This is a genomic window from Cohnella hashimotonis (genome assembly GCF_030014955.1).
Classification (GTDB): Bacteria; Bacillota; Bacilli; order Paenibacillales; family Paenibacillaceae; genus Cohnella; species Cohnella hashimotonis.
Genome location: NZ_JAGRPV010000001.1, coordinates 6139514 through 6156904, shown reverse-complemented (window position 1 = coordinate 6156904; position 17391 = coordinate 6139514). Strand labels below are relative to the sequence as shown.

The following is a 17391-nucleotide window of genomic DNA, read 5'->3' as shown; positions in this document are numbered from 1 at the left end:
TCGGTTCAACTCCAATTGCGTCTGAGATTAACGGAAGATTCGCGGACGATCAGCTTATGCGGCACGATCGTGCGCAGCTGCTGGGGCTTGTCTTCGTCGATATGGCGGATGAGCAGCTGCGAGGCCATATAGCCAAGCTGATAGATGCCGATGTCGACGCTGGAGAGCGGAGGCGACGACAGCTCGGAAAGCGCGATATTGTTGAAGCTGACCAGACTCAGGTCGTCCGGTACTTTGTAGCCGAGCTCGGTAAGTCCCCGCAGGACGCCAAAGGTGACGATATCGTCGATAACGACCAAGGCGGTCGGCCGCTCCGGCAGGTTCATGAAGAAGGCCATCGCCCGATAGCCGCTCTCCTGGAGGAATTCGCCCTCTACGATCCAGTCGGGCTCCATCCGCAGGCCATGCTCGGACAATGCCTTTTGGTACCCCTTAAGCCGGTCCTCGGATACGGTTAGATTGGTCGGTCCGCTGACAAAGCCGATCCGCTCGTGACCTTGAGAGATGAGATGGACGGTGGCATCGTAGGAGGCCTGCTCGTTGTCGTTATCCACGCACAGAATATCCTCGCTCCCGTAGTGACCGATCAGAATAAAGGGGAACGCTTCCTTTTGCAAAAAAGAGATAATAGGATCGTTCTTGCGCGATTGCAGCAAAATGATGCCGTCGACGCGCCGCCCCTTGACCAGACGCGTGACCGCCTCTACTTCGTCCTGCTCCGAGCTGCCTGCGGTCATCAGCACGTCGTAGCCTTGGCGGGAAGCCTGGGTCGTGATGCCCCGGATGCTTTCCGAGAAGAAGTGATTCTGAAACAGCTCCTCCGCCGGACGCGGCAGCACCATGCCTAGCGTGTACGTCTTATTGCTGATGAGCCCGCGGGCCATAATGTTCGAATGATAGCCGAGCTCCTCGACGATCTCCTTCACCTTCTGCGACGTTTCCTTGCTGATGCGCGGATGATTGGAGAGCACGCGGGAGACGGTTGACGGGGATACGCCCGCCTTCTTGGCGACGTCCTTAATCGTGACTGTCATGGCGACCTCCACTTATGCAAGCGTTTGAACTAATGAATAATTCTATGTTACATGAACGCATCAGTCTTGTAAACGGTACCTTGGACTGGAAAAATGTCATTTAGGGAAACCGGTACTATTTCTGCGTACCTGCTTTTATAAATGAAATAAAAAAGAAATCTAATTTTAGAATAAGTGAGAATTATAGAGAATTAATGAGAAAATAGAAGTAAGCGAGGAGATCGAATCTGTTTTTGATAGGCGCGATCGTTTTTACATACCGGGAAAATGTTGTATATTATTTGTGCGGCACATAAAGCGCTTCCAAATGAACGACAGGGAGATGCGGGACAACTTAAACGGTTATCAAATCGTTCAAAGTCGATGTTCCGCCATTTTTTTGCCCTTAAGTACAAACGTTTGCGCAAGGTGTCCGAGCTTGCACTCGATCTGAAGAGAGGGGAAAAAGCAGTGAAATTAAACAAATCCTTGATTCTGGTATCCGCCCTGTCCCTGATGGCCGCATCGCTCGCCGCGTGCAGCGGCAACAACGAGGGAGGAAACGCATCGCCGTCGGCATCCGCGTCGTCGTCTTCCGCTACCGCGTCTTCTTCGGCGCCGTCCGAATCCGCATCGCCGGAAGCGACGGACATCGAGCCCGAAGCCGGCGCTAAGCTCGTTGTATGGGCAGCCCAGGAGCAAAAAGATTTCCTGGAAACGATGGGCAAAGAATTCGAAGCGAAATATGGTATCAAAGTCGAATTCCAAAAAGTAGGCTCTGCGGACGCGCTCAATAAAATTGTAAAAGACGGCCCTGCAGGCGTCGGCGCGGACCTGTTCATGCTCGCGCACGACCAATTGAACCGCGCCGTTCAAGCGGGCGTCATTCTTCCGAACGACTTCTACGCCGAAGATACCCAGGCCAACTTCGCAAAGACGGCGGTCGATGCGGTGACGGCAACCGACGGCATCTTATACGGTTATCCTCGCAATATCGAGACCTATCTGCTCTTCTATAACAAAAACCTTGCCAAACCCGAGGATCTCGCTTCCTGGGACGCGATCAAGACATTCTCAAAAGCGTACAACGTACCGGCGGAGAAAAAATTCGGCATCATGTGGAAGCTCGACGACTCCTACTTCAACTACGCATTCATGGGCGGCAACGGCGGCTACGTATTCGGCAAAAACAATACCGATCCGGGCGACATCGGCCTCAACAACGAAGGCTCGGTAGAAGGCCTCAAGTTCATGCAGAGCATGAAGGAAGTAATGCCGTTCAAGGTGGCCGACGCGACGCCGGACGTGAAGACGGACCTGTTCCAAAAGGGCAAGCTCGCCATCGACATGGACGGCATCTGGCAGCTCGGTTCGTTCACCAAGGAGAAGCTGGGCTTCGACGTCGGCGCCGTGCCGCTGCCTCCGATGCCGAACGGCAAGTCGCCCAAGCCGTTCGCCGGCGTGCAGGCCTACTTCGTCAGCCAATTCTCGCAATATCCGAACGCGGCCAAGCTGTTCGCCCACTTCGTCTCCTCGCAGGACGCCGCGATCAAGATGTACCAGATGTCCGGCGTCGTCTCCGCCCGCAACGGACTGGATCAGGATCCGGCTCTTAAGGACAACGAGCTGGTCGCTGCGTTCGTCGAGCAGTTCAAGAACGTTGAGGCGATGCCTTCGATCGCGGAGACCGCTTCGTTCTGGACCGCCATGGGAGCCGTCTATCCGCAAATTTGGGATAACAATGCGGATGTGAAGGCGACGCTCGACAAAGCCGTCTCCGACATGAAGACGCTGATCCAGCAAGCGAAGTAATCCTTTTCCGACAGGCAGGAAGTTCGATTAACCGACAATCACCCGTAAACTACTGCGGGTGATTGTCCAATGAGAGGAGAGTCCGACATTGCGCCAGCATCGGATTACGGCAGCAGCGCTCTCGTCTGTTTTTATGGGCTTGGGCCAAATTTACAACCGACAATTCGTAAAAGGATCGGCGTTCGCCGCTTTCTACGCGTTCGCGGTCTACTTTACGATCAACAATTGGCATCATGCGATCTGGGGAATCACCACGCTCGGAGAGACGCAGCAGAAGCTTGTGCTGGTCGGCAAGATTTACAAGCCCGTCAAGGGCGACCACTCGATCTTTTTGATGATTGAAGGGCTCATCATGCTCTTCATTTTCGCGCTTTTTGCCTATTTGCTCGTCATGAACGCGATCGACGCCTATCGCGGAGGCAAGCTGCGCGAAGAAGGAAAGACGCTTAATAATATCAAGCAGACGCTTCGCTATATTCCGGACAAAAAGTTCGCGCACTTAATCATTACGATTCCGTTGATCTTCGTATTCTTTTTCAGCGTGCTGCCGATTATTTTTTCTGTCATGATCGCATTCACCAACTATAACAATACGCACGAGCCGCCGGGCAAGCTGGTCGATTGGCAAGGCTTCCGCGCTTTCAAGGATCTGTTCAGTCTGAGCCAGTGGGCGCATACGTTTTTCGGCGTCTTCACGTGGACGATGACCTGGGCGGTGCTTTCCACGTTCACCACCTTTTTCGGAGGGTTCGCCGTCGCGCTGCTCGTGCAGCAGAAGGGCATCCGCTTCAAATCGTTTTTCCGCGCCATCTATATGGTTCCGTTCGCGATTCCCGCCTTTTTGTCGCTGCTGATCATGCGCAATTTGTTCAACGCCCAATTCGGACCGATCAACTCGACCCTGCTCAAGTTCGGAATCGTCGGCCCGGAGTGGCTGTCCGATCCGTTCTGGGCCAAGGCGACGATCGTCATCGTCAACCTGTGGCTTGGATTTCCGCTCTCGATGCTGCTTATAATCGGCATCCTGACGACGATTCCCCGCGACCTGTACGAAGCCTCCGAAGTCGACGGAGCTTCCGCACTTTATAAATTTCGGAAAATTACGTTCCCGAGCGTCATGTTCTCCCTGTCGCCGATTCTCATCGGACAATTCGCGGGCAATATCAACAATTTCAACGTGATCTTCCTCTTGTCCGGAGGCGGCCCGACGAACAGCGAGTACCAGTTCGCGGGACATACCGATATATTGATCACTTGGCTGTACAGCCTCTCGATTACGAACGGCAGGTACAACTTCGCGGCGGTCATCAGCATTTTCTTGTTTATTATCATCGCGATTTTCGCGCTGTTCAGCTTCAGGCGCACACGCTCGTTCAGAGAGGATGATTTGTTGCGATGAGCGGATATCGGTTCAGAAAAAACGCTTGGCTGACGGTCAGCTACGTGCTATTGATTCTGATCGCCGTCTTTACGATCTATCCGGCGCTTTGGATCGTCCTGTCCTCGTTCCGCGCGGGTACCTCGCTGTTCAGCGAGACGTTGATCCCCGAGAAGTGGACGGTCATTCACTACAAGGAGCTGTTCGAGAAGTTCCAGTTCGGACGCTGGTACATGAACTCGCTCAAAATCTCGCTCACGACGATGGTGCTCAGCGTATTCTTCCAACTGCTGACCGGCTACGCCTTCTCTCGGTTCCGGTTCAAATCGCGCAAGTCGATCATGAGCGGCCTGTTCATCATCGGTCTGTTCCCGTCGTTTCTCAGCTTGACGGCGGTATACGTGCTGCTGTTGAACATGAAGCTGCTCAATACGCACACGGCGCTGATCATGGTGTCCTCGGCCGGTGCAGCCGTCGGCTATCTGCTCGTGAAGGGTTACTTCGATACGATTCCCAAAAGTCTCGAGGAAGCCGCCATCATCGACGGCGCAAGCAACTGGGGCGTGTTCCTCCGCATTTTGCTGCCGCTATCCCGCCCGCTTGTCGTTTACATGGCGGTCACTTCGTTCGCCGGCACGTTCAGCGAGTTCATTTTCGCGCAGACGGTGCTTCGGACGGAGGCCAAGCAGACGCTGGCGGTCGGCTTGTTCAACATGGTCAACACGCAGACATCGACGGAATTCACCGTCTTTGCGGCAGGCTCCGTGCTCGTCTCGATTCCGGTCGTGGTCATCTTCATTATCTTCCAGCGGCTGCTGGTTGAAGGCCTGACGTCCGGCGCGGACAAAGGATGAGGCGCCGGCGGAGCGGGGCGCGTCGCCCGCTGGCACTGGCCCTGAGCGTGTGCATGGCGGGGACGGTATGGCTTGCGGGCTGCGAAGGGGCCGATGCGCCGGGCGGCGACGCAAGCGGCGAGGCGTTGCCCGCGGGTTCGTCCGTTTCCGTTCCGGCGTCTGCTTCCGCTTCGGCGTCCCTTACGCCTTCCGCCTCTGCATCGGGTGCGGGGGCAGTCACGCTCGGCGAGGCGAATGCGCCGGCGATGGGTCCAAGCGCCGGCGTATTCTACGAAATATTCGTACGCTCGTTCAGCGATTCGGACGGCGACGGCATCGGCGATCTGCAAGGCGTCACGGACAAGCTGGATTACCTGCAGCAGCTCGGCATCAAGGGGATCTGGCTCATGCCGATCACTCCGTCCCCCTCGTACCACGGTTATGATGTAACCGATTATTACGCCATCAACCCCGACTATGGGACGGTCGACGACCTGAAGACGCTGCTCGCGGAGGCGCACGATCGAGGCATCCAGGTCATCATGGACCTGGTCTTGAACCATACGAGCAGCCGGCATCCCTGGTTCGCCGATTCCGCCGGCGGCGAGAGGAGCGTCAAGCGGGATTGGTACAAGTGGGCCTCGGACGGGGCGGACGTATCCGCGCTCGGTCCGTGGGGACAGGCAGTGTGGCACCATGGGCCATCCGGCAGTTCTTATCTCGGCGTATTCTCGGATCGGATGCCGGATCTGAACTTGGACAGCCCGGACGTGCGCGAGGAACTGATCAGGATCGGACAATACTGGCTCGGGCTGGGCCTGGACGGCTACCGTCTGGATGCCGCCAAGCATGTATACGAAGACTTCCAATCGTCGTCCGCCGATCCCGCGACCTCGCGGAAGAACGTCGCCTGGTGGCAGCAATTCCGCCAGGGCATCTCGGAGAACGGGCGCGAGCCGTATCTCGTCGGCGAGGTATGGGACACGACCGCGGTCGTCGGCCCCTTCCTCGACAAGGCGCTGGATTCGGCGCTGAACTTCGAGGCGGCAAAGCTCGTGCTGGACGCGGTCAAGACGGGCGACGCCTCCTCGCTTGACTCGGTGCTGGCGCGTCAGCTTGCCTACTATAGTAAAGTGTCCGGTGGCCGGTTTGTGGACGCGCCGTTTCTGGGCAATCACGACCAGAACCGCGTCATGAGCGAGCTTGGCGGCGACGTCGAGCGGGCCAAGCTGGCAGCGGCCCTCTTGCTGACGCTGCCGGGCAATCCGTTCCTTTATTACGGCGAAGAGATCGGGATGAAGGGCGCCAAGCCGGACGAACGCATCCGGGAGCCGATGCTCTGGAAAAAGGACGGCAAGTCGGACGACCAGACGTCGTGGGAGCTCGCGACTCAAAATGATGATACGCCGTCCGTGGAGGAGCAGCTCGACGATCCGGATTCGCTGCTCAGCCGATACAAGCTGCTGATCGGCTGGCGCAACGAGGAGCCGGCGCTCGGGGACGGAGGCTTCGCTCCGTTCGATATCGAGGAGAGCGGCTTACTCGCCTTCGCACGGGTAAGCGCGTCTGCGGCGCTGCTCGTCGTGCACAATCTGACGGGCGAGGCGCGGACCGTCGATCTAAACGTCGGCGGCGCAAGCTCCGTCAGCGGCGTACGCTTTGCCACCGACAGCGAGTCGACCGCGTTCGCGGACGGCAAGCTGCGGCTGCCGCCCTATGGCACAGCGATTTTGCAGTGAGAGCAGAAGGCCGCATTCCGCAAGGGAGCGGCTCTTTTTTTACCCTTATTTCATTAAAAAAGGAGACCTGGGCATGGCTGTCGTCACCCGTTCGCTCGGACAAACATGGAGAGAGAAGCGCAAGTCGCTGGGGGTCCAAATGCTGGGCATCGTGTTTGCCAGCATCGTCGTCATCGTAACGGCGCTCGGTCTTAGCTCCTATCAGCTGGCCAAAAGCATCATCCGGGACAAAATGTCGCTCTCGTCGCAGCAGACGCTGCAGCAAGCGAGGGACAAGCTCGATTTCCTGCTGTCGATGTACGGGGGGCTCAGCCGTCAATTCATGGTCGACACCTCGCTGCGTCAGGATCTCGTCGCCTTTTCTAGGACCGATGTACCTCTGGGAGAGAAGCAGGCGGCACAGGATCGCATCGTCGACCGGTTCAACAGCATGCTGTCCGCCGAGCCCAACATGATGTCCATCCGCATCGTGCCGAAGACGCTGGACAATACGGGGGCATTGTCTTCGACGGGCGCGAGCGCGCTCCAGGTCTCCGATGGCAGCAAGGCGTGGCTGCGGAAGATGGCGGAAGCCAAGGGAGAGATCGTGTACGTGCCGACGATGAGCAAGGGGTTGTTCGACTACTCCCCCGAACCTTCGGTGACGTTCGGTCGTCTGATGAAAAACCTGCAGCATCCGGACGCCGAATTCATCCTGCTGATCGAGCTGAAAAGCAAGCTGCTGAGCGATGCCTTCGCCAACTTCAAAATTGGCGAGACGGGCGAGATGCGTGTCATCGCGAACGACGGCAAGGTCGTCTACGCTGCGGATGCCTCGCTGATCGAGCAGGCGCCTCCAGCATGGAATGGAGACCGTCTGGTACTTAATGAGCCGTCCAGGCTGGCATCCTGGGAGCTCGTAGGCTCGGTGCCGCTCGGGGAGCTGGAGCGCGACTCCAAGGCGATTCTCAGCCTGACCGTATGGATGATCGCCGCCGCAGCCGTCGCCGCGATCGCCATCGGCTATCTCCTAATACGTCTGGTGGGCAACCCGCTGGAGCGGCTGTGCGCGCTGATGGAGCGAGGAGAGAAAGGCGATCTGTCGGTCCGCATGGACTATAGGCGCAGCAACGAGATCGGGCGGCTGTCCGGGAACTTCAACCGGATGATGGAACAGATCGGCGCGCTCGTCGGCCGAACGAACGAGTCGGCGCTTCGCCTCGTCAGCTCCGCGAAGGAGCTGAAGGCGGTCTCGCAGGAGACGGCCGCCACGGCGGGCGATATCGCCTCGGTGACCGGCCAGATTGCGTCCGGCGCGTCCAGTTTGGCGACTGAGGCCGAGCGTGGCATCCGGCAGACCGAGACGATCGGCGCCAAACTCCGAATCGCGACCGATACGAATACGCGTCTTGAATCGTCGGCCGGACGCGTGCAGCAGATCAGCGGACGCGGTACCGCTTATATGGCGGAGCTCATCGGCAGGACCGAGGAGACCGAGCGGCTGTCCGGCTCGCTGGCGGCGCGCGTCGGCAAGCTCAAGGAGCGCGCAGGCTCGATTCAGACCGTACTTAACGTCATTAACGAGATGTCGCAGCAGACGAATATCCTGTCGCTGAACGCTTCGATTGAAGCGTCGCGCGCGGGGGCCTACGGCAAGAGCTTCGCCGTCGTGGCGGACGAGATCCGCCGTCTGGCGGCCGAATCCAAGTCGTCGATCGCGATCGTATCGCGCATTATCGGCGATATCCGGCAGGAGATCGACGCGACGGTCGCCGAGCTGGGCGCGGTGTCTCCGGTGCTGCATGAGCAGGGAAGGGCCGTCAAGGAGGCGGCCGATATTTTCGGCGGCGTCAAACGCGAAATGAGTGAATTTGCGGAGGAGCTGGCGCAATCCTCGGCGTCTATTGTCGAGCTGGACGGTTCGCAGCGGGCGCTTGTGGAGGCGATCGGCACGGTGAGCACCGTATCGGAGCAATCCGCGGCCTCGTCGGAGGCTGTCGCGAGGATGACCTCCGGCCAGCTGGGTGTCAGCGCCAGCCTCGTAACGCTCTCCGACGAGCTGGAGTCGCTGTCGCAACAGCTGATCGCGCAGTTGAAGATGTTCGATCAAAAAAAGACTTAATCGATTAAGTTTTTTATTTACATAATAATGATAATATGGTAATTTATTAATGAGACCGCTACCAAAAATGCTTGAAGCAGCCTGGCACGCGGTCCGCCATATTCCGAGAGGAGGAGTCGTAATGTCTTATTTGTACAGCTGGTGCGATTACACGAAGAAGTGCAGCAATGGAACCAAGGTGCTCTGGTACCATTATTCCGACGGAAGCGACGTTTACGCCGGCTGCTGCTCGTCCTAGTAGCGCGAGGGGATAGGGGAGACCCTATCCCTTTGTCGTTCATAACCGCATGCATCGGCGGTTACCCGTTTGACCGAGAGAAAGGGGGATGATGATATGCCCGAATTCGCCATCGTATTGTTATGCTGCATTTTCGGTTTTTCGGCGGCGACCAAGGCAGTGGACCGGCGGGCGTTCCGGACGACGCTCGCGGAGCTGGGGCTGAGCGGGACGGCTGCCGTCACGGCGGTCGCGGTGCCTGCGGCGGAGGCTGCGGGAGCGGCGCTGCTGCTGCCGGCGGGCACCCGGCTTTACGGCGCCGTCCTGCTGTTGGCGCTGCTGGTCGCCTTCAGCGGCGCGGCCTGGCAGGCGAGAGGCCGGCATATCGACTGCGGCTGCTTCGGCAGCGCGCTGCAGGAGGATCTCGGGACTCGCACGTACGTCCGGGTCGCGGCGTGCGCCGCGCTTGTCGTTTACGCGCTGCTGGAAGCGGACGGCCGGAGCCTGCTGGCCGTCGCGCCGCCGGACCTGGTATGCATGGCGTTGGCGTCGGCAGGCCTGCTGGCGGCGTACGTGCTGCTTTCGTCGATCGCCAGGCACCGTAAGTCAGGCTTAACTCTGTAGTCGGGAGGGACGGTATTGTCCGATTTTTTCTTTTTATCCTATTGGACGCTCTGGGCGTTGGTAGCGCTGCTGGCATACGCGGTTCTCGCCATGATGAAGCGGCTGTACCGGATCTCGCTGCCTGCATCCGATCGCGGGCTGCCCGTGGGCGCGCCGTTTCCGCTCGCTTCCCGCGCAGAACGCATCGCGGGCGGAGAACAGCCGCCGGCGGGTTTCTTCGCCATCTTTACGGCCGCCGATTGCCATGCCTGCAAGCAGGTATATCCGGTTGTCGAGCAGTTCAGCAAACGTCATCCGAGGCATCGCTTCGAATTGTATATGCTCGCTACGGAGGAAGAAGGCGAGCCGATCATGCAGGCGCATGCAACCGCGCTAACGGCGACGTTCGTGGACGATCTGGGCGCGTACGAGGTGCCTGGCGTGCCGTTCGCATACTATTTGGCGGGGGACGGAACGGTGCTGTCCAAAGGCATTTTCCATGAAGCCGCACATCTGGAGCACCTGATCGCGACGGGGAAAAAAGCGCTGCGAAGATCGGCATGACGCGGTGCAGACGACGATGACCATGAAGACGTCTCCCGTTGCGCCGACGCTCAAAATCTTTTTCACGCGCGTGCTGCCGCTGCTTTGGCGGCTGTCTCCGCGCCTGTTCGCCGCTTCCGTCGCCGTGCACTTGCTGCAGGCTGCGATCCCTTCGCTGCAGCTGTACTGGACGCAGGCGCTGATCGACGCGGTCGCAGCCGCCGCAAGGCAGGAGCCGGGCGGCTGGAGCCGGGCCGGCCTGCTGCTGGGATTGCAGGGAGCGACATTCGCGCTGGAGCATGCGATTCGCTTCGGCGGCGCCTATGTCCTGGCTGCGACCAAGCAGAAGGCGAACTTCGAGCTGAATCGCTCCGTCATCGACAAATGCGCGCGGCTCCCGCTCGTATATTTCGACCAGCCGGACTATTACGACAAGCTGCAGCGGGTATCCAAGGGCGTGGAGTACCGCGGCGTTTCGATTCTGGAGCACGGCTTCCAGCTGCTGCAGAGCGTGTTTACGATCGCGGGTTTTCTGGCCATATTGGCGAGCCTGCATTATTCTCTGGCGCTTGGGATGCTGCTGCTCGTGATCCCGATTTTTCTCGTAAACATCCGGATCGGGCAGCAGAAATACCGCCAGATCGTGCACCAGACGCCAGCCAGCCGCAGAGCCGAATACTTCGCCGAGCTGCTCAAAGGCCGCGAAGCGGCCAAAGAGATGCGGGTGTTCGACCTGTTCGGATACATGAAGGAGCAGTGGCGGACGCTGTACTGGGTCAATGCGGGGGAGCGGATCGCGCTGGAAAAAAGATCGCTGCTCAAGCAGTTTTGGACCGAAACGTTCTCGATGGCCGTGACGACGGGGACCGCGTTTTATTTGCTGTTTCTGACCGTGCGCGGCGCCTTGACGCTAGGCCACTTTGCTGCGTTGACACAGGCGCTCGCAACGACGAGGCACCAGCTCATCATCGCCGTCGTCAACCTGTCCCGCATTCATGAGGAGATGCTGTTCATGAACGAGTGGCTGGCGTTTCTGGCGCTGCCGGAGGAGACCGGCACGGAGCGGGACGATGCGGAACGCCGCAAAGCGGAAAACGGCGAGGCGGACGAGGGTGAAACGAAGCGCAGAAAGAAGGCGTCTCGCGAGGCTGATCGGAGCGAGCCTATACAGGGCGACGCGGAACGGCTCTTTACTGAGCGAAGCGGCGGGTCCGGGAGCTGCCGGATACCCGTCAGCTCCGCCAGCGGGCGAGATCCGGCAGGGATATCCGTGCGCGGCTTGACCTTTACCTATCCGGGACAAGCCGAGCCGACGCTCCGCGATATCAGCTTCGACGCGCCCGCAGGCCGGACGATCGCGATCGTCGGCGGCAACGGCGCGGGCAAGAGCACGCTGGTTAAATGCATCATGGGCTTGTACGAGCCGGAGGAGGGCGCCGTCTCCCTCGGCGGGACGCGAATCGGCGCGGGCCGGGAGCGGTACGGCAAGTTCGGCGCGGTATTCCAGGACTTCGTGCGTTTCCAGTTCTCCGCGCAGCAGAGCATCGGGCTCGGCGATCCGGAGCGGCTGGAAGATCTCGCGCGTGCGGAGACTGCCGCGTCCCGAGCGGGAGCCGGCGAGTTCATCGCCCGGCTTCCGCAGGGCTTTGCGACGCCGCTCGGCGCGATGTTCCAGGACGGACGCGAGCTGTCTTACGGCCAATGGCAGAAAATCGCCTTAAGCCGGGCGTTTTTCAAGGACGCGCCTTACATCGTGCTGGACGAGCCAACATCCGCTATGGACCCGATCGCCGAGGCGCAGCTGTTCGAGCGATTCGCGCGGCTGGCGGCGGGCAAGACGACGCTGATGGTGTCCCACAGGTTGGGCAGCTGCCGCTTCGCCGACCTCATCCTCGTGCTCCGGGACGGCCGGCTCGTCGAGCGGGGAACGCACGACGAATTGATGCGGGACGGCGGCGAGTACGCGAGGATGTACGCGACGCAAGCCAAATGGTACTTGAAAATGAACGATTCAAGGCCGCTTGCGTCTTCCGGTCAGGGTTAAAGAAGCGAAGCCAAAAGAGGAGAGGCGGATCATCCCGCTTCTCCTCTTTTTGAATACGCTTTGCGCCTAAGCTTCTGTTATTGCCAGCTCACCGTCACGGTCGCCGTTCCGCTCGAAGGCGTCGTGAACGTATGGTTCGAGCCGCCCTCCCAGGTGACGGTCGAGCCGTTTTTCTTGAGGAACTTGAACTGCAGCGCCGTGTTCGCCGGTACGCTGACGTCGTAGTACCAGTTCGGATAAGCGGCGATGATTTGATTGAAGATCGGGCCGACCGCGGAAGCGGGCGCCCAGTTGCCGAGCTCGGAAACGCTGCCGGTGAGGTAGACGTTCTCGCCGAGCGAGGTCGTCGCGTTCTGCACGATGAAGCGGATCGAGACCTGGTCGCCGCTCAAAATGTTGAAGCCGTTGTAGGCGTTGCTGTCGACGGCGCCGGAGGTGCGCACCTTGACGGTGTACTTGCCGGCCGCTACTGCGGGAACGATCGCCTTGATCTGGGTATCTTCCCAGGAGACGATGCTCGTGCCCGTCACCGCGGTGGTACCGAAGTATACGGTTCCCTTGGTCGTGCCGAAGCCGCGGCCGTCGATCGTGACGGTGTTGCCCGCCTTGCCCATGACCGGGCCGACATGGCCGATGGCGGGCGTCGTCGTGGCCGGCGTCGACTGCCATACTGCCACGCCGCCGGCGGCAAGCGTGAAGGTGCTCACGGCGCCGCCGCTGCCGGCCGTGATGCCGCCGCCGCCGAGCAGGCCGCCGAGCGCATCGCTATAGGTGCCCGCCGGGAGCGACGTGATCAGTCCGGCGATCGAGGCGGAAGCGCTGGCGCTGCGGTTGATGGCGACGACCGCCACGCTGCTGCCGAACTTGCGCTCGTAGACGTACACGTCGTTGTTGATCCAGCGCTGCTGGGTCGTCCCGTAGGCGATCGCCGGGTTGGACTTGCGAAGCGGCGCCAGCGCCTTAATGACGTTAAATGCCGTCGTGGACGTCGAGAAGGAGGACATCATGGCGCGGTTGTCCGGATCGGTGCCGCCCGTCATGTATTGCTCCGTGCCGTAGTAGATAGCCGGCACGCCGCGAGACGTCAGCGTGAAGGCGAGCGCCTGCTCGAGCCGGCGGTTGCTGACGGCGCTGCTCTTGAAGCGTTCCATGTCGTGATTGTCGATGAAGGTGACCTGATCCGATACCTGGGCGTAGTCGGTCGCCGTCGCAGAGAGCATGGAGTCCAGGCCGTACATCGTATCCGTGTTGTCGCGGAAGACGTTGCGCACCTTCGCGTTGAATCGGAAATCGAGCAGGCTCATGCCGGAATCGTTGGCGAATTTGGTGTTGTCCGCGTCCGCCGCGGCGGATCCGAGGAACCACTCGCCGAAAACGAATACGGGCTGGTAGCCGTAGATGGAGGAGAGCCAGTTTTTCTGCCAGCCCATCGACATATGCTTGACCGCGTCGACGCGAATGCCGTCCACGCCGAGGTCGAGCCATACTTTGATCGCGTCCTTGAAATACGTGTCGAGGGTGCTGTTCTGCTGTTCGATATCGGCGAGGTCGTACAAATTCTTGTAGATGCCGTTCTCGAGGCTGGAGAAGTCGGAGCCGCCGTTGTGGTGGAAGTAGCCGTTGGTGTCGCTCGTGTAACCGCCCAGCAGCGTGCCGTTGTTGTACAGCTTGCCGTTTTCGGCGAACGTGGTGTCGGTCTCCATCGCGGGCGACGTATGGTTCGGGGCGAAGTCGATGACGATTTTGATGCCCTTGGCGTGCGCGGCATTAATCAGGTTCTGCAGGTCCGTGAAGCTGCCGTAATAAGGATTCGTCTTCTTGAAATCCCGTGCCCAGTAGCCGTGATAGGAAGCGTTGGTCACGCCGGTGTAGGTAACCGCGGCATAGATATTCTCGACCGGCTGGGAGATCCACAGCGCCGTGATGCCCATATCGGTAAAATAGTTGGCGTTGATCTTGTCGGTGATGCCCTGCCAGTCGCCGCCGCAATATACGCGCTTGTTCGTGCAGCCGGAGCTGAAGGTCGAGCCCGAAGGGTTATTGGACGTATTGCCGTCGTAGAAGCGGTCGGTAAAGATCTGATAGATGACGTCCGTGCTGAAATTCTGTTTGTTGGATACGGCGGTATCCGCGGCGGCCGAAGCCGTGCCGATCGGGGCGCCCGGAGCAGCGATACCTGCGACGAGCAGCGCGGCGATGGCGGCGGCGGTCAGGCTCTTTTTAAACCATGCGTACATGAGAAAATCCACCTTTCCTCGTATAGATGCTTTGGACGTGCCTAAAGCGTTTGCAAAATTACAAATGTTCCGTCCGCGATCTGTCGCGGCCCGTGCCCGCGACACCTCCTTTTTTGCAACGGCAAAAACCCCGGCAGCTCCGAGAGGAGTTACCGGGGTTGTTTTAAACCGTCAGGTTTAAAAAGCAGTGCCCTCAAATTATGATTGGCGACCTAATAATAAGAAAATGTTGGTCATTTTGTCAATAAAAAAATAACGACTTTATGACGTGAACGTTCTGAAGCGGAATTTGCGAATCTGATCCTCGGGCTCGTAAGGCCTGTGAAGCAGCTGTTCCATCGTCGCGTAGGCGACCGACGCCTTGGAATCCTCAAGGACAAGGAGGCGAATGCCTTCCGGCAGGTAACCGGGCGCTTCGGAGGCGCAGACGACGATCATGGCGGACGGATCGACACGGCCGAGCAGCCGCATCGCAACGAACTCGTTGAACACGACTAGCGGCAGTCCTTCGTTGCGTGCCAGAAAGGCGGTCAGGTCCCCGTCGGCGTCCAAGGCAAGCATCCGCTCCGGAGGAACATCGGCTGCAGCGGCCAGTGACTCGGTCATAGAACGGTTATGATAGCTCTCGCAAATTACGGCGTAGGGACTGCCGGCGAATGTCTCGCGGACAAGCCCGAACAGTTGGCTAAAATCGGGCATGAGCCTGCGGAACAGCGGATCTTCGATGTTGCCGTCCACCAGCACGAGCGGCGAACCGTAGGGGAACTTCTCGGAGACCGAATAAAACGAGCCTTCCCGAGCGTCGACCAGGAAGACGCCGTCCAGCTTGCGTTCGGCGATGATGGCAAAGTTGGGGTTCACCGGGTCGATCTGCGACGTCATGAGGTGGTAGCCCTTCGGTTTGCTCATCCGCTCCAGCTCGTCGATGAATTTGCCGTAGCTGATGTACTTGGAGACGAGATCGCGCTCGCTGCCCACCAGCAGGACGCCCAGCAGCTGCGTCCGGCCGGAGGACAGCGAGCGGGCGGCGAGATTTTGTACGTAATTCAGCTTGCCGACCGCCTCGAGGACGCGACGCTTGGTCTCGTCGGGGATCGTCTGGTGCGCAACGTCGTTCAGGACGTAGCTCACCGTGGCGACGGAGACGCCTGCTTCCTTGGCGACGTCTTTAAGCGTCGGTTTTTTCATGGGCGGCACCACCTCGTTTCCGTTCCAATTCGCGTAATAGATCTATCATAGAGGGCCTCCCGAGAGCCTGTCAAACGTGCAAAAACCGGATTGACATTTTTAGGATGATTCCCTATACTAAAGAAACTTAAACGATTAAGTTGATTTTGAATCGAAGCCTTTGCTAAGGGGGGAATGCGTATGCAAGCGCCGATTCAAGCCGCTGACGCCCGCCGGCAGGCGGGACCGACGGCCGCCGCCGAGGCGCTGCCGGTCTGGCGCAACGGCTCGTTCATGCGGCTGTTGACCGGCTATACGGTGTCCGTGTTCGGCGACAGCTTCAACGGCATCGCCATCAGCCTGTGGGTGCTGCAGACGACGGGAAGCGCGCAGCGAATGGCCGCCGTTCAGATCTGCTACCTGAGCGTCGGATTTCTGTTCGGCTCGTTCGCGGGGACGATCGCGGACCGCTTCGACCGCCGGCGCCTGATGCTGTTCTCCGAGCTGTCGCGCAGCGCGATTGCGGCGATCCTTGCAGTCTCCCTGTTTGTCCTGCATGCGCCGTTTCCGACGCTGCTCGTCCTCGCTTCATTGTCCATGTTTTGCAGCCTGCTGCTCAGCCCGGCCTTCCACGCTTCGACGACGGCGATCGTCGGTCCGGCGCGCGTCCAGCAGGCCGCGAGCGCCATCCATATCGCCGACAATGCCGCGCGCATATCCGGTCTGGCCGTCGCGGGCATCGTCGTCTCCGCATTCGGCGGACTCGCCGCCATTTTGACGACCGCCGCCGCCTTTCTGTTCTCCGCCGTCTGCACGCTGCTGACCCGGGGATTTCCCCGCGTTGAGCGCGCGACAGCCGAGCATAAGCCTTCGTTCCTCGAAGACTGGCGCGGCGGACTCGCCTATATGCGGCGGGATGCGCTCATTCGCTCGATCGTGCTCCTCTCGCCGCTGTTGTCCGCCTTTTTTCTGAGCGCCATCATGCTTGTGCAGGTGATCGCGGTCGGCAAGTGGCGGGCTAATCCGATCGAGTTCGGTCTGCTCGAGATGTGCATTCCCCTCGGTTATCTGGCCGGGGCCGGGATCATTCTTGGTTTCGGACGACGGCTGGGAAGGCGTGGGCGGCTCGTATTCGCAGGTCTGCTGCCGCTCGGGCCGCTTTACGCCGTAGTCGCCTTCATTTCGTCGCCATTGCTGGCGCTGCCGCTCATCCTGCTTGGCGGCCTGCTGTTTGCTTTTTGCTCGATGATGGTCCAGATCATCCTGAAAACGGAGGTTCGCGGCGAGCTGCAGGGGAGAATATACGGTACGCTGGGCGCCATTACGAGCGTAGCCCCCACGTTGTCGCTGGCAGCCGTCTCTATGCTCGCCGACCGTTGGGGCGCGGGACATGTGCTTGCCGTCCTCGGTATGGTGCTGCTCGTACTGGGCATAGTCGCCGCCGCGCTGTTGAAGCCGATCCGCACATACCGATAGTCTGTCTAAAAATAAATATTTACAAATTATACAATTTGTATTAAATTTGAGGTGCATCATCCATGCACAATCTGAGGGCCATGACTTTTTAAAACATGGTTGTCATGTTTTAAAAACAACCCCGTTTTCCCGGTATCGTTTCGGGACAGCGGGGTTTTTTGACGTGGCGCGATTTGACGCGGAGCCGGGAGATGCGGAAGGAGGAGCAAAAGAAGGGAAGAGGAGAGA

12 protein-coding genes are annotated in these 17391 nt (G+C 59.4%); 9 read left to right on the top strand and 3 right to left on the bottom strand.

The genetic code is table 11. The features are described from left to right. Nucleotides 1-5 precede the first annotated feature (5 nt). Nucleotides 6-1034 (bottom strand): LacI family DNA-binding transcriptional regulator, encoded by a 1029-nt coding sequence (locus KB449_RS24755; protein WP_282910919.1) that lies wholly within the window; start codon nt 1032-1034, stop codon nt 6-8. A 450-nt stretch (nt 1035-1484) separates the two neighbouring features. Between KB449_RS24755 and KB449_RS24750 the strand changes: the two genes are divergently transcribed. The 8 genes from KB449_RS24750 to KB449_RS24715 all read left to right on the top strand — a co-directional run bounded on the left by KB449_RS24750 (nt 1485) and on the right by KB449_RS24715 (nt 12283). Then, nucleotides 1485-2825 (top strand): sugar ABC transporter substrate-binding protein, encoded by a 1341-nt coding sequence (locus KB449_RS24750; RefSeq protein WP_282910918.1) that lies wholly within the window; start codon nt 1485-1487, stop codon nt 2823-2825. A gap of 88 nt (nt 2826-2913) precedes the next feature. Then, nucleotides 2914-4224 carry a carbohydrate ABC transporter permease gene (locus KB449_RS24745; protein ID WP_282910917.1) on the top strand — a complete coding sequence of 437 codons (1311 nt, stop codon included), beginning with the start codon at nt 2914-2916 and terminating at the stop codon, nt 4222-4224. Beyond that, nucleotides 4221-5057, top strand: a complete 837-nt coding sequence (locus KB449_RS24740; protein WP_282910916.1) for a sugar ABC transporter permease — start codon at nt 4221-4223, stop codon at nt 5055-5057. The genes KB449_RS24745 and KB449_RS24740 overlap by 4 nt, the downstream gene beginning before the upstream one ends. Continuing rightward, the gene (locus tag KB449_RS24735) at nt 5054-6775 is read left to right on the top strand and encodes an alpha-amylase family glycosyl hydrolase (protein ID WP_282910915.1); all 1722 of its coding nucleotides are present in this window, start codon (nt 5054-5056) and stop codon (nt 6773-6775) included. The genes KB449_RS24740 and KB449_RS24735 overlap by 4 nt, the downstream gene beginning before the upstream one ends. Before the next feature lie 73 nt (nt 6776-6848). After that, nucleotides 6849-8876 (top strand): methyl-accepting chemotaxis protein, encoded by a 2028-nt coding sequence (locus KB449_RS24730; protein ID WP_282910914.1) that lies wholly within the window; start codon nt 6849-6851, stop codon nt 8874-8876. A gap of 334 nt (nt 8877-9210) precedes the next feature. After that, a complete protein-coding gene (locus tag KB449_RS24725; RefSeq protein WP_282910913.1) occupies nt 9211-9717 on the top strand; it encodes a MauE/DoxX family redox-associated membrane protein in 507 nt (168 codons plus the stop codon). 15 nt (nt 9718-9732) lie between these two features. Beyond that, nucleotides 9733-10260, top strand: a complete 528-nt coding sequence (locus tag KB449_RS24720) for a TlpA family protein disulfide reductase (RefSeq protein ID WP_282910912.1) — start codon at nt 9733-9735, stop codon at nt 10258-10260. 16 nt (nt 10261-10276) lie between these two features. Beyond that, nucleotides 10277-12283 carry an ABC transporter ATP-binding protein gene (locus tag KB449_RS24715; RefSeq protein WP_282910911.1) on the top strand — a complete coding sequence of 669 codons (2007 nt, stop codon included), beginning with the start codon at nt 10277-10279 and terminating at the stop codon, nt 12281-12283. Nucleotides 12284-12360: 77 nt separating this feature from the next. Here the strand turns inward: KB449_RS24715 and KB449_RS24710 are convergent, their stop codons facing one another. Both KB449_RS24710 and KB449_RS24705 read right to left on the bottom strand, forming a co-directional pair. Continuing rightward, complete coding sequence (locus KB449_RS24710) at nt 12361-14520, bottom strand: alpha-amylase family glycosyl hydrolase (protein WP_282910910.1); 2160 nt, start codon at nt 14518-14520, stop codon at nt 12361-12363. Nucleotides 14521-14781: 261 nt separating this feature from the next. Next, nucleotides 14782-15708 carry a LacI family DNA-binding transcriptional regulator gene (locus KB449_RS24705; RefSeq protein WP_282910909.1) on the bottom strand — a complete coding sequence of 309 codons (927 nt, stop codon included), beginning with the start codon at nt 15706-15708 and terminating at the stop codon, nt 14782-14784. A 180-nt stretch (nt 15709-15888) separates the two neighbouring features. Here KB449_RS24705 and KB449_RS24700 point away from each other — a divergent pair, with 180 nt between their 5' ends. After that, nucleotides 15889-17163, top strand: coding sequence for an MFS transporter (locus KB449_RS24700; RefSeq protein ID WP_282910908.1), 1275 nt, complete (start codon nt 15889-15891; stop codon nt 17161-17163). Nucleotides 17164-17391 lie beyond the last annotated feature (228 nt).